Origin of the sequence: Escherichia sp. TC-EC600-tetX4 (genome assembly GCF_019356055.1) — a bacterium.
GTDB lineage: Bacteria > Pseudomonadota > Gammaproteobacteria > Enterobacterales > Enterobacteriaceae.
In genome coordinates this window covers 2,281,045-2,294,989 of record NZ_CP079924.1, presented here as the reverse complement: position 1 = coordinate 2,294,989, position 13,945 = coordinate 2,281,045, and the positions used below count along the sequence as shown (strand labels likewise).

Sequence of the window (13,945 nt, the reverse complement as noted above, 5' to 3'; positions counted from 1 at the left end):
AATGAGGAATTCTTCTGCTGTGCGGATGACAGCAGAAGAAATGAGAAGAGGCATTAATTTGATGGTTCTAATTCAACCGGAATACTTTTATAGCCAGGAATGCCACTTAATGGATCGTGGTTATCAAGTGTTAGCATGTGATTCGATTCTGGAAAATAGGTCACCAGTGAGCGGTCAGCCATAGGGTAAATGACCACTTTTAATCTATCCATGCGGCGTGAGCTGCGCTTACCGTCTGGCGTAAGCGCAATAAGATTAACTCTTTCGCCGTTTTTTACACGGCAAATTTTAGCTTGTTTAGCACTCATAAAGACCACATCTCGTTGACCGAATACCCCTCGATAGCGATCATCCATACCATAAATCGTCGTGTTGTACTGATCGTGGCTGCGTACTGTCGCCATGACCAGCTTACTGTTAAACGCTGAAGAGGGATCTTCTAACAGCCCTTTGCTGGTAATGAAATTAGCCTTACCTGACGGCGTCATCCAGCGCCTTTCAGCAGCTGCATTTATCAGGTGAAAACCACCGGGATGACGGATGCGCTGGTTATAGTCGGCGAACTCTGGCAGCACAGCTTCAATGTCATTGCGAATGCGATCATAATCTTCCACCAGATACTCCCAGGCTACCACGCTCTGGGGTAGTGCTGCCTGCGCGATTCCCGCGACCACTGCACACTCTGATTTCAGCATTACACCGGCGGGTTTTAACACGCCACGCGAGGCATGAATCATCGACATTGAATCCTCAACGGTTACCGCCTGCGCACCGTTTTTTTGCATGTCAATCTCGCTACGTCCCAGGACCGGCAGAATATAGCTATGCCGTGCGGTCAACAGATGAGAGCGGTTAAGCTTAGTGGCTACGTGTACCGCCAAATCTAATTGCGTTAACGGTACAGCGCTCGCTTCCCGATCTGGCATTGCCAGCGCAAAATTGCCCCCCATGCAGATCAATGCTCGAGCCTGCCCCGTACATATTGCTTGCATGCTGGCAATTGCAGCATGTCCAGGTGCATGAGGTGGGGTGAAGCCATAGCGCTCACCCAGACGAGCCAGAAACTCTGCAGACGGTTTCTCGGTGATACCGACGGTTCGGTCGCCCTGTACATTAGAGTGTCCACGTAGTGGGCAGATACCCGCACCAGGCTTGCCAATGTTACCTTTCATCAACAGCAGATTGACCAGTTGCTGTACGTTCTGGGTACCATGTTCGTGCTGAGTGATCCCCATTCCGTAACAGATAATGGTGCGTTCGGCAGCGGCATATGCGTCAGCCAGTTCGGCGATTTGTGTCTGACTTAGTCCAGAAATACGTTCGATATCTTTCCACTCGGAATTGAGAACGTCACGGCGTAGCTCGTCAAAGCCGACGGTATGCGTTTGAATAAACTCGTCATCAAGCAATGAAGGCCGACCTGCGGCGCTTGCAGCATCATCGCGCTCAATTAACAGGCGCATCATCCCCTTGAGCAACGCCATATCGCCACCAATGCGCACGTTATAGTAGGCACTGGCCAACTGAGTCTCAGAGTTCGTCAGCATTTCAAACGGGTTTTGCGGTGCGGTAAATCGCTCCAGGCCACGTTCCTGTAGAGGATTGATGGCGATCATTTTCGCTCCCCGTTTCACTAAAGCGCGCAACGAAGTCAGCATGCGAGGGTGGTTTGTACCAGGGTTATGCCCAATGCAAATGACTAAATCGCACTTCTCAAAGTCTTCCAGCAACACGGTCCCTTTACCTACACCGATACTCGCTGCCAAACCCACGCTTGTCGGTTCATGGCACATGTTGGAGCAGTCGGGAAAGTTATTGCTCCCGTATTCACGGGCAAAAAGCTGATAAAGAAAGGCAGCTTCATTGGAAGTGCGGCCCGAAGTATAGAATTCAACCTGATTGGGATCACTATAGCTTTGAAGGCGTGCGCCAATTTCGTCGAAAGCTTGTTGCCAGCTTAATGGCTTGTAACAGTCGCTGACGGCATCATATTTCAAAGGCTGAGTGAGTCGCCCCGCAGCCTCAAGCTCGTGGTCTCCCCAGGTAAGTAATGATTGAACCGTATTCTCAGCAAAGAAAGAGGCGTTTACCTGCTTATCCGTGACTTCCCAGGCGATTGCTTTTGCGCCGTTTTCACAAATGTCGAATGACGCACTGTGCTTAGGATCTGGCCATGCACAACCCGGACAGTCAAAGCCCTCTGGCTTATTCATGTCAAACATGGCAATAACATCCTGGCGTATATCCATCTGCTTACGTACTGCATTCGCTACGGATTTAACAGCACCCCAACCACCTGCAGCACCCTGGTAGGATTCAATTTTTTTCTTCATCTACTTATCCTGTGTGGAAATGAATTATTAGGATTTGTAATAGCGATGATGCACAGTACATACAAAGGGATTATCGCCAACATGGATATATAAGAGTAGGGGACTACTCTCTTTCTATTTTTAATCTATTATCGTTAAACAATAGATTAAATACGATAAGTTAAGCATCATCTCTCATAGTGTTTAAATTAACATATTTTTCAATATAAAAAATAAGACTCTGGCTTCAATTGTGCGCGGATTTTCTTACAGGTGTAGGCTAATAGCCTTCACAAAATAATTATCCGCGCAATTTTCGTGAATGGAGCGCATAGACTAAGGTCAAAATCACAATTATTCATAGATAAAAGTGACACCAATGACTGACTGGACGGTTCCGGCTGAAACCTTGTTTCCTGTTTGTCCATAGGTTGCGCTTAAACCCAGAGGTACTTTGCTTTTATTTACTGTCCCCAGGGAGACATTTTCTCCCGTAGCCAGTATTTTTCCATTACGCATTAGAGTGACACCCACTCCCGATGCTTTTGTTGCATCAGGTGCTGTGTTAGCAAACACTTGTCGGCTACTGTCAGTGGTGGCACCCGAAAGATAAAATGAGAGCTTTTGTTCGCTTGAGCAATATACGCCAAGGGGTATTTCTGCGCTTCCAGGAAAGTCCGGGAGATCCACGGTGACATTTCGACTATCAACGGTGCAGCCGCCTGTTGGCATAACAACATTGTTATTTGAAATAATATTCCACGTAAAATTACGCGGATTTCCGCTTCCTAATGTTGCAATTTTATACATATGAATACGGGCAATGACTTCCCCCGCTTTTATGACAACTCCACCGGCCGCCCCAACTGGGGTAATATAGAGTTTTAACGGTAATGGCATCGGTGTCTTATCACCAATATCCAATACGTTGGTATTTGTCGTCAACGGGAAGGGGTAGGTCACATTATTCCAGTACAGCGATCCTTTATATGACTGTAGGGAGCCTGCGAAAGCTGAGCCTTGTACCAGGTTTATATGATCAGTGTCGTACCAGCCGCCGTAATCATTCCAGCAACTTATATGCTGAGACAAGTCTACAACCAGATTCTGGCCCGGCTGTATTACAGGGTCGAGATTAACATAAACAGAGGTTGTACCTGCTCCAATACTTGACCCGCCATCGACATTACAACTGAAGGCAAAAACTTTGCCTGCCATTAATAGAAGATAAATACCGAACAGGACCTTTATACTGATTGTTTTACCCATGATATATCCTAAGGTTAAAAATTGATTTAAAAAGAAGGCTAAGAAAATCGAATCGACGTTATTGCCAGGTGTAGATCACATTGATTAGCGCCTCGATCGTTCCCTGGCTTGCGTTTCCATTCACCGTGATAGCTCTTGCCTTAAGTGGAAACTGTGCATTACGAGTGATCTCATCAACAATAACCGTTTTGCTATCGCCATTTTTTAACGCAGCATCCTGGTCATCCCTCAGCTCTATCTGAATATTTTCGGCAGTACCTTCATTTTTGTAATAACCCGTATTGTCAGTTGAACCTGTCACGATTGCCGTCACTGCACTTGTTTCAACCGGACAATCGGTTAATGACAAAGTAATATTGTGCCAGCCAGATGCAGAACCAGGTTGTTGCAGATTGCGCGTATAAAGATCCCCGAGATTAACGTTAGCTTCTTTGGTTTGAATAGTGCAGGGTTTAGCGACTACCCGACCATTAACAGTGATAGTGACATCGGCGGCCTGGAGAGTTGCTGTGAATAACGCGCAAAACGTAGCTAACAGGAACCTCTTGTGAAGTCTTTTCATATCTGACTCTGATTATTGAAATTCAAGGGTAAAGGTTGCCGAAGCCCTCACCAGTCCCGGATTGACGGACTTCTGAGTTGACTTCAGACGAGCGGAGTAAGGCAAAATATTGTTCTGTTCTGGTACCAGTGGGATCCACTGCATCCCGGCATGAAGATCATTCAGTTTCACCGGACGCATATTTGCGTCCAATATTTCTATACCCAAACCGGAGGCCGTATTGCTTCCTTCATCCAGTTTCAACAAAGTATTATTTTCTGCATCCTCAATACCGTTAAATGCAACCCGAACCCCCGTTGTCCCTTTGCTGCATTCACTTAACGTAATCTGAAAAGGGACGGCTGGACTTGTGCTACCGGTCGTTGGAAATTGTCTGGCACTGTTTTTTTGGAGATCTACGGTAAAATTAAGCGAATCCGATGAGACTGTGCAGCCATAATCGAGGACGCGCCCGCTAATTTTAATAACGCTATCTGCGGATAAAGCAGAATAGGTGGTTAACCCCAGACATAAACCGAGGAAAATAATGTTATTGTATTTCATAATCTATTGTTCCTTAGCGACAGATTGCTGTCTGCTGGTTCAGTAAGGTACCAGGAGAAACTTCAGGAAGCTTGTACTCGACAATACAGTTTGAGTTTTTATCTTTGCCCCATGAAACCTGTAATTGCCCTGACTGTGGAAGTCCAGTCAGATAAACCTGACCATTTTCCGCGACAATGCTGCCATTTTTATTCTCTCCGTGTGTGACAATTGCACCGAATGGAACGCTCTTATTACCGTACTTCAACGTCATTAATACTTTCCCGCCGATTTGTGCATTAAATGTTGCTCTGGCAATAGCACCGTGAGTTGGGATGACAGTGACCACGGTTTCATCCAGTTCAACATTATCTGCAAGGGAATTCGCGTTAAGAGCAACACGGTTTTCTCTATATTCTGTCGCAAATGGTAATATGGCATAGCCACGCCAGTCGGTATGAATTCCGGTCTGGTTCTCTATTTTGACATTATCAGCACCAGGAGCCTTAACCAGAACCATTGTGTCGCCCAGCGGCTGTCCAAAGGTGATGCCATCAGCATGAGCAATAATCCCACCACTCATTCCGTAATAAATCTGGCTGCTGTCACCACTCCGACTGTAACCGACATTAGTATTACCATAAGCTCCACGATAATTAAGAGAACTGTAACCACTGGTGCCAGACGATGTATTACCTCCGTGGGTGTTACCGACCTGAACGCTATAATTCAGGTTATTATCCGGCAGCAGAGTGCCATAAACCCCCGATAGATTGGTCATGCCGCCTTTCAAATCGTTTGACATACTGTAACTGGCGTTTGAATTACGAAATGCCGACTGACTGTCTGTACGCATCCAATGACTGAAGGGAACATTAAGCGTAAAAGCGAGTAAATGATCCCGATCGTTTTGCCATATATTATTGGAATAGCTGTAATTCAGCGAAGTCGTAATATCACCAAACGGCACATTTAATCCAAATGATATTTGCTGGTCGCTGCGTGACGTGTTCCAGTAACTTTGGCGACTGGCACTGAAAAATGTCGTACCGTAATTTCCAAGCTGCTGAGAGATGCTTATTTGTTCCTGACCACGCTTACTGTAGAACAGATTAAAATAATCAATAAATTGTGTCTGCTCATTGGTGTCTCCGGTAGGAGGCTTGACGGTGTAACCACTCATTCGACTGTAGGCACTGTCGGATAAGTTATAAAAACCTTGCGTAGAATAGCGATATCCTGCGACCTGGATATTGGTTCCACAACAAGTTTATTGCTGCACTTGTTGAAGAGAGTATTTGCAAAAACATTTTATGTCGCTAAATAACATGACGATTTCATTATGCATGTTATTTATAAACCGTGACTAAACAGAATATTATTGCGAACAAGGGAAGTGTCAGGAAAGGTCAAGAGCTACCAATGGTTAATATGGCTATAAATCATTAGCTATGGTTAATGTTTGCTTGCTGAAACTAACACCGAATTGCTCTAAACAGATAAGTGCAGGGTTTATTAAAGCTGTCCGACAGACTTTCTTAACCTGGTAATATCTCTCTTGGGTGACTCTCCAAACATCCGCGAATATTCCCGACTGAAATGGGATAGCTTTCGTAACCGACAGCATAGGCTGCTGTGGTGACATCGTAATGTTCATTCAGCATCTGTCGCCTGACTTCATTGAGACGTAGCCATTTCTGATACCGGAGTGGACTCATTCCCGCTTGATCCGTCCTTAAATAAGTAACAGCACCCTCTGGTGTTTTCGTATGCAGTGTCTATGCGACAGACACTGCGCTCTTAGCATGGGGCAGGGAATAACCAGGCTATTTCTCCATGCACAGGCCAATTATGAAAGAGGAGAGGCTTAAGTTCTTGAACCCTGAACGAATAACGACTACCAGAAAAGCACTTCGCATCACTCAGACATGATTTAACATAATATACATTATGCGCACCAATATAAACCAAGGAAGAATCCAGTCGTTGGCGGTCATGATTGTCATGCTCATTAACAATGACCAAACCCCATATCTCACTTACTACCGTATTCTCGGCTTAACCGTCCATGCAACCTCAACACATTGCTTTCAACTGCCGTCACCACGTTCTCCGGAAAATCTGTCGGTAATGAAGTCTTCACGTTATCCAGTGCTGCTGGAATCATTCTGGCAAAGTCACTCAGGATTTCATGCATCTGCACTTCCGGGAATCTCAGCACCTTTGCTGTCGCCAAAAAATGTCGCGGATAAATTTTATCGATTGCCGTTTTTTTGCCTTTGGATGCGTTAAGCCCCATTGCCAGTTTGAGATCGCTGATGTGTATTCCCGTACCGCCAAGGACCGGAAATGCTGAAATGATGTCGTAAAATGGCGTGAGTCGATAACTGCCGCCAGCCTGAATAAATACGGAGAAGTTTTTTGCATGACCGTCCGTTGCGCCAATCAACCACTGGAAGACCTGGAATTTCATAAAATCATAGCGATCTTTCAGCGCCTCGCTGGACCCCATCAAAAAAGCCATGATCCGCGCGATGCCTGGGCCTCCATCTGATTCATATTTCACCGATGAAGGTAAACCGAATGTCTGACACATATCCTCCTGTGGCAAGCGAAGTAAAACCGTTCGCTCAGCATTCCAACGCCTGTCAAAACGTTCGACCGCTAACGCGCGCACATTTCCCGCTTTAATGATTTCTGCGTCCGGAACATTCAACCCAAGTTCTTTCGCCAGCAGCAGACAGTAATACTCATTATCAACGCTTTGGCTGAGATCGAGCGTCGCATTGGGCTGCCTGATTTCGCCAATCGGTAATTTAATGATGTGCGTCGTCGGCGTTATTCCTTTCGGAATGCACCAGTCATTGCCTATTCTGAGCAGTGCTGTCTTCTCCTGTGCGCCAGCAACCGAGATGCGAAAGTCATTTTCTTCTCTAATCATGCCTAGCGGGATATCTGCTTTATAAGCCGTTAATACTTCTTCAAGTCTGGCTTCAGTAAGCTTTTCCCATGCCATTATCGGATGCGTTACGGTTTCGTCTTCGGGTATTAACGTCACGGCACCAACGCTGTCTCGCCCTATTTCTGACAATAAATCAAACGGTTGTCTGGATTTGGCATGATAACGTTTAACGATCCGGTCACGTACAATCGGGCTATCGGGTAACAGGTTATCGAAGAAGTTAAATACGGCATCAGAGGTGATATTCCCCCTCTGCAATGGCAGCGAAAGTGACAACGGTCTGGCATAACGGCTTGCTAACCACTCCGGTGCATACTTAAAGGTGTGCGCGCCGTTGGCTAACTTCGTTAACTCGCCTACCCGCTGGTTGTTCATCCAAGTGACAAGTTTAGGCATTACCACTCCAGATTTTGCTGTTCTGTTGATTCTGGCGAGGCATTTTTCGCGTCGCATAGCGTCATTGAGAGTTCAAGCGACTGTAAAATCTTAAAAAATGTCGTGAGCGTGGTATTGTCAGGGTTGTTTTCGAAATTGGAAATCGTCGCCTGCTTAATACCAATTTTTTTCGCCAGCTCGCTCTGCGTCCAGCCATTTTGCTGGCGAACCAGTTTCATTGCATTCGCCAATTGCGTTGGGCTATAGATCTTCTGAAAGCTCATCATGTCATACGTCCACAGCAAGTTTATCCGCTTAAGGGGATATTATAAGTTTTATCCTTTAGTGAGGATAAGTCAATCTGGAAACACATCTTATCCGCTCTACGGGATAAACGCTGCGATATCCGCGATCGCGGATAAAAAGGAGGATTTAAATAAGGCGTTGATGCGCCGTTTGAAGTCGGCAATATTAAGCCGCATGCCATCTCGACATGCGGCTTATACGGTTTACCAGCTATATTTCACTCCCAGCATGCCCTGAGTATCGCTATAGCCTTTATCACCTAGTTGCACACCGACATTCCCCCACAGGCTAAGGTTGTTATTTACTTTCGCCTCAACCCCGGTACGTACTTCACCGAGATTACGCGCACCTTCACGGCCTACGGTTTGACCATTCATCTTCACGGCGTAGACTTTGCTATTGTTGATCCAGTTCGCTTCAATGTAAGGCTGGAACTCACGCTGTTTACCATCGTCACGCTGGTGATGGCTGTTCAGGTAGGTTTTCACCCCAAGTCGCGTTTGCACATTTCCGTCGCCTTCCGTTTCAATGCGCGTTCCGTCTTTCCGGGTATGGTCGGAATCTTTCACACCCATCCAGGTGATTTGCGCCTGTGGCTGGACGTACCAGGTATTCAGCGTCCCTTCGCTGCCGCTAAATGTTCCCGCTTCAAAGGTATACCCACCCTCAACAGAGGCCGTCACACCGCGAGAATCATAGTCGTCAGCAGAACGGTTATCGGAACTGACGCTGTTATCAAACCAGTTATACAGCGCCCAGCTGTCAACATAAGCGCCGGTCTTATTCGCATCGTTCTGATACCAGGTCGCGTACAGCCCAGCGCTGTAACCGCTGATGCGCCCATCCGATTTATAACCCACACGATTACTCTGAGTATTACTGTGCTGATTGGCGTAGCCTGCCATCACGCCAAGATGCCAGCGATCCTGCGCGTTGCTACTCCACTGCGCCAAATCGCCGCCTAGCTGCAATACATAGCGGTTAGCCTGAGTATTTAGCTGACCGTCACCGGCCCTTGAACGTTCGTGCCCTCCGACATGACGCATCCACATACTGCTTGCCGACCCCTGAGAATGCAGTGAATCTGTATACTGCGGCTCACCCAGACGGTCGTGTAAACGATGGCTAAACAGCGAGTTGGCTGCGGCAATGTTGCTGATATAGCTTCCGGCCTCCGGGCGATAAACTGATGGGCCTTCCGGATCCACAACAGGGGGATTATTGATGGGATCGGGTGTATCCGCTGGCGTTACGCCGTCCCATTTACTGGTCAGATACCAGTTTTTCTCGTCATTCCCCTTCCCTTTAGCCAGCGTGTAGACGTAAGCCCCAGCTTCGACAGTTCCGGTGGTCAGCGCGAAGTTACCTGCAGAATTACCGCCAACCTCAATGAGTTCAATACCGTTGACCGTTTGTGCACCGACGCCGCCAATGTTATCAACCCGAACGCGAGTGTTCCCTTGGGTATCGCCTTTCACGTTCATCTTATCGGTGGGCGAATTATCGCCGCCCAGCGTCGCGTTGAACGTCATCAGGCCATTGTTTCCGGTATAGTTGCCGTTAACGGTCAGTACATTCCCCGGTTTCCCCCCTTCGCTATTCATTTGAACCGTGCCGCCATTCTCCAGGTTGCCGCCGATAGTGGTTTTAGCGACACGCAGTGCCCCCCCCAGGCATAACGTTCATATCACCTGCAGTGGTGACATTTCCCGACATCACACCGCTGTTATGGATATTAATGTGTTGACTTGCCATATTAATGGCAGAGTCGGAACCGAAAGCAATTTCCCCCCCCACGATATCCGTCGTACCCTGATACGCCGCGGAATCGTTGTTAAGAGTCAGGATCCCGGTACCCAGTTTTGTCACATCACCGCTACCGCTGATACTGTGCGTCATCGCCCAGCTACGCTCAGTGGAGATGGTGAGCAGGCCATTATTGATAACGGAAGCATCACCCAGGTTTTTCTGCTCGTTGACGCTGAGCGCGCTGCCTGTATCAATGTTGAATTGCCCCACAAAGCGGCTATTATCGCCATCCAACTCTACATCTGTCCTGGCGGTTGCGCTCACGATACCCTTCCCGCTTATGCTATTACGCAGTTCGCCAGTCACGTTTTTTAGCGTTAACAGACCGTCATTGGCAATATTTCCTCTGCCTAACCCCTGAGTATTATCGAGGCTGACTTCCGCATTTGGGCTAATGCTGGTTAACGCATTGTAGCGTGCATTAAGCCCCTCGATAGCCAGCGTTCCCCCTGTAACATTCAGGTTTCCGCCACCTGTCAGTTCACCCTGACTGATCCCACCTTTATTTACCGTCAGCGCCCCCTCTTTGAACAAAACAGTCGAACCCATCTGCCCGGTGAATGTCTCTACCGTCTGCGTCGATCCATTAAGATCGACGATGGCCGCGTTGCTGATGTTCAGTTCCCGGGTGTTGCCAAGTGCACCATCCGCATCGGTACGTAATGTCCCCATCTGAACGTAGGTTGCCCCCTGATAGTCGTTCTGACCGTTGGAAAGCGAAACCTGTCGCACCGTATTGATTGCCAGATCCCCTTCACCACCGATTTTTGCCGACATATCGGCCGTTGCGCCATAGGCTCCGCCATGTTCGGCTAACGTCAGCTTTTGCCCACCATGGATGTTCAGCGCTTTCAGCCCATAGTTAACGTACAAACCATTACCTGGTGCGGTCGTGAGGCGGAATCCATAATCACCCTCGGCGACCACCGTTCCGTTTTGCGCAATGTGTAACGTTTTGTCCGCTTCCACCTCGTCGCCCTGTAAATCACGTAACGTTAATGAGCCACCCGACCCAATAACCGTTTGCGCCTTCACCAGTTGAACGCCGACATGGCTATCGTCGTGTTCCAGCAAATTGAGCGTCGTCAGAGGGTTATTCGCCATGGGATCATTCCACGGTTTAGGCACGTCGATAAGCACGTCGCCCGTCCCGTTTACCTGATAGTTACGGCCTTTCCAGGTGTAGTCACCCGCGCCGACAACCAGCGTATCGACGCTGATATATCCCTCCGCGAGCGTCGCAGCAGGAATATCCGTATCGAAAATGATGGTACCTCCATTCATGGCCAGTCCACCAATGGATTGCTCTCCAACTTTTACCGATGTGGTATTTTCACTGTCAGACTGCAACATCGCGTGAGTAAGCGCAGCGGTGTTGTCGCGTTCCAGAGTGAAGGTACTGTCTTTCAGTTGGGCAACACCGGCGAATTCAGTCCCTGTTGCATGGGTAAAGCCAAACATCTTGTCGGAGGATGACAGCTGCACTCGCATCAAGCCATCGCCTTTGAGCGCATTGGTCAGCGTGTAATCTCCTGCACTGTTCGTTGATGCGAGAATGTCGAGCGTACCGGGGTTTGCAATGGTTACTTCACTCGACCCCATGCCCGTTACCCCATCTGCCGTATGAGACGCAATGGTCAGGAGGCCGTCATTGACCAGCGTTTTACCGCTATAAGTATTCCCTGCATTGAACACCGTATGGCCTGCATCATGGATCACTTTTCCGTCTTTATCGTCACCTGTAATCAGCATATCGACCTGGTAGCCGGCATCACTGTTATTGGTATGATTAAAGACAAAAACGCCTTCGCCAAGACCAAACTCCACTTTCGTCGCATTGGTGATAAATCCGGCATCTGCCGCCGCCTCACCGTGAGCAGCACCAATGTTTAGCGTTCCTACAGCAGGCTCAAAAACACCTAAGTAAACTTCTCCACCTTCGACATTCAGCGTACCGTTATTCGTCAGGGTTAACGTACCCGTACCAGATGTCCCTACGTACATATTGAATGTTTCAAGAAGAGAGTTCTGCCCATCCACCCTCACGTCGCCCTTACTTTTGTCATTGAGAGCTATCTGTGTATCACGCGCTTTAACTATACCTCCGGTGGTAATATTCAGTTCACCCGTGCCTAATACACCGACCTGTAGCAATTGTGCGTTAGTAGATGATGTCTTTAAATTCCAGAGACTGTCCGTTGAAATATTAACTATCCCCTTACCGGAGGCATTTCCTCCGATAAATCCATAGCCCGTTGAATTAAGGGTGGCACCATTACTGACATTTACGATACCGCTACCAAAATTACCGACATTGATACCCACAGTATCGAACGATGATGTCGCATCCATCAGGTTCAGTGTGCCGATACCGCTTGCTTTATCGCCCAAAAAAGTAATATTTTGCGATACGAACTTACCGCCATCGCTAATATTGAGGTTTCCGACGCCCGCAACACCAATGGTGGTATAGACATTCTTATTGACCTCCCACATTCCCCCCGTGGTGATGCTGACATTCCCGACGCCGGTTTCTCCATAACCGAGTGAACTTCCTCCGTTGCTGACAACAAGCCCCTGATTACTGATATTCATTTCGCCGTGGCCGTCATAACCAAGATTAGTTCCGAGATTAGTGATAACGGAGTTCTTATCCTTAACAGTAATGTTGCCTGTGCCTGTTTCTTTCATCCCCGCAGTGATAATTCCCGAATCTACTTTGCCTTCACTCGAGACATTAAGTTCACCGTCGCCAGCATCACCGATATAGATATAGCGGAAAGCTTCGCCCGTTCCGAGGAAATTCCAATGCCCTTTATCGGTCACGTTGACGACACCGTGGGAACCGTCCTGAACGCCCACCAATGAATATTCTTTGTTATTAATCAGTCCATTATTGGAAATATTGACTGTGCCATTACCGAAATATCCATTATAGAGTCTGCGTACCGTGATGACAGAGTCTTGATCCTGCACATTCAGGGTTCCGATACCGGTGGCATTGCCACCGATAATCGTATTTTCAGCCGTAACCAACCCCCCCTCGCGAATAGTCGCCTCCCCAGTTCCTTGATTACCAATTTGAAATTCAATTGAGGAATCATTATTTTTTATTAGCCACTCGCCACCCTTTTCAACGACAACCTGGCCATTACTGCCCGCCTGATAGCCTAAAATGGCGACGATTGAACTCGTGACGTAACCCTTATCCGTAATATTTAATGAACCTGTGCCATAGCTACCTATTTCGAATAATTCGGTCGTCAGAACAGAGTCCTCTCCCTCAACATTGACCGTCCCGACGCCTCCTGTCGAAGAACCTAATCTTAAATAGCCTCCATCGACGTGACCCTTCTGTTTAATATTCAGCGTCCCCGTTCCGGATTGACCCACATTTAAAGGCCTTGCATTATTTCCGCTATCATACAATCGCCAGGTGCCACCCAAAACATTAACGGTGCCCTCTGAGTCCTCATTAGCGCCAATGACGCTGGTAGTAATAGTGGTTAAGGAGGCATTACCGCCAGCCAAAATATTAAGCACTCCAGTGCCATACCAGCCAACCAGGTAGGCATCATAAGCAACATCAGTATCAATATTGGTAATCTGATCATTATCAACTTCCAGACTTGCACCAGACGCTGAACCGCTTAGTGCCAGCAAAACACCCAGCGTCAATCTACTGAATTTCGTTGTCAGTCCAGAGGATTTACGCAAATTAACCGTCGATGTTTTACCTGCCCTGCGAGTTAATTCCGAGCAGGCCTGAAATACCTGTAGAGTGCAATTCCATATCACGCGATAGATTCTATTCATATAAACGCTCCA

At 47.6% G+C, this 13,945-nt stretch carries 6 protein-coding genes and 3 pseudogenes; all 9 read right to left on the bottom strand.

Annotation, left to right across the window (positions count from 1 at the left end; all coding sequences use genetic code 11):
- Positions 1–53 precede the first annotated feature (53 nt).
- Entirely contained in the window at positions 54–2,333 is a 2,280-nt protein-coding gene (gene ydeP / locus KXD89_RS11130; protein WP_000726691.1) for an acid resistance putative oxidoreductase YdeP, read from the bottom strand.
- A 333-nt stretch (positions 2,334–2,666) separates the two neighbouring features.
- A complete protein-coding gene (locus KXD89_RS11125; RefSeq protein WP_000520676.1) occupies positions 2,667–3,581 on the bottom strand; it encodes a fimbrial protein in 915 nt (304 codons plus the stop codon).
- Positions 3,582–3,639: 58 nt separating this feature from the next.
- The gene (locus KXD89_RS11120; protein WP_000825452.1) at positions 3,640–4,143 is read right to left on the bottom strand and encodes a fimbrial protein; all 504 of its coding nucleotides are present in this window, start codon (positions 4,141–4,143) and stop codon (positions 3,640–3,642) included.
- A gap of 12 nt (positions 4,144–4,155) precedes the next feature.
- A complete protein-coding gene (locus KXD89_RS11115) occupies positions 4,156–4,686 on the bottom strand; it encodes a fimbrial protein (RefSeq protein ID WP_000876763.1) in 531 nt (176 codons plus the stop codon).
- A gap of 13 nt (positions 4,687–4,699) precedes the next feature.
- Positions 4,700–5,926 (bottom strand): annotated as a pseudogene (locus tag KXD89_RS11110) (fimbria/pilus outer membrane usher protein); the annotation flags it as partial.
- Positions 5,927–6,180: 254 nt separating this feature from the next.
- A pseudogene (locus tag KXD89_RS11105) lies at positions 6,181–6,389 on the bottom strand (helix-turn-helix domain-containing protein); the annotation flags it as partial.
- A 311-nt stretch (positions 6,390–6,700) separates the two neighbouring features.
- Entirely contained in the window at positions 6,701–8,023 is a 1,323-nt protein-coding gene (gene hipA / locus KXD89_RS11100) for a type II toxin-antitoxin system serine/threonine protein kinase toxin HipA (RefSeq protein WP_001125439.1), read from the bottom strand.
- On the bottom strand, positions 8,023–8,289 hold the full coding sequence (gene hipB / locus KXD89_RS11095; RefSeq protein ID WP_001301023.1) for a type II toxin-antitoxin system antitoxin HipB: 267 nt from the start codon (positions 8,287–8,289) through the stop codon (positions 8,023–8,025). The genes hipA and hipB overlap by 1 nt, the downstream gene beginning before the upstream one ends.
- A gap of 222 nt (positions 8,290–8,511) precedes the next feature.
- Positions 8,512–13,933: pseudogene (locus KXD89_RS11090) on the bottom strand (ECSE_1600 family autotransporter).
- Between the last annotated feature and the right edge of the window lie 12 nt (positions 13,934–13,945).

What these genes read in the sequence shown, in the direction of transcription:
- hipA (WP_001125439.1), bottom strand. Translation starts at nt 8,023, where the DNA reads ATGCCTAAACTTGTCACTTGGATGAACAACCAGCGGGTAGGCGAGTTA.
- KXD89_RS11125 (WP_000520676.1), bottom strand. Translation starts at nt 3,581, where the DNA reads ATGGGTAAAACAATCAGTATAAAGGTCCTGTTCGGTATTTATCTTCTA.
- KXD89_RS11115 (WP_000876763.1), bottom strand. Translation starts at nt 4,686, where the DNA reads ATGAAATACAATAACATTATTTTCCTCGGTTTATGTCTGGGGTTAACC.
- hipB (WP_001301023.1), bottom strand. Translation starts at nt 8,289, where the DNA reads ATGATGAGCTTTCAGAAGATCTATAGCCCAACGCAATTGGCGAATGCA.
- KXD89_RS11120 (WP_000825452.1), bottom strand. Translation starts at nt 4,143, where the DNA reads ATGAAAAGACTTCACAAGAGGTTCCTGTTAGCTACGTTTTGCGCGTTA.
- ydeP (WP_000726691.1), bottom strand. Translation starts at nt 2,333, where the DNA reads ATGAAGAAAAAAATTGAATCCTACCAGGGTGCTGCAGGTGGTTGGGGT.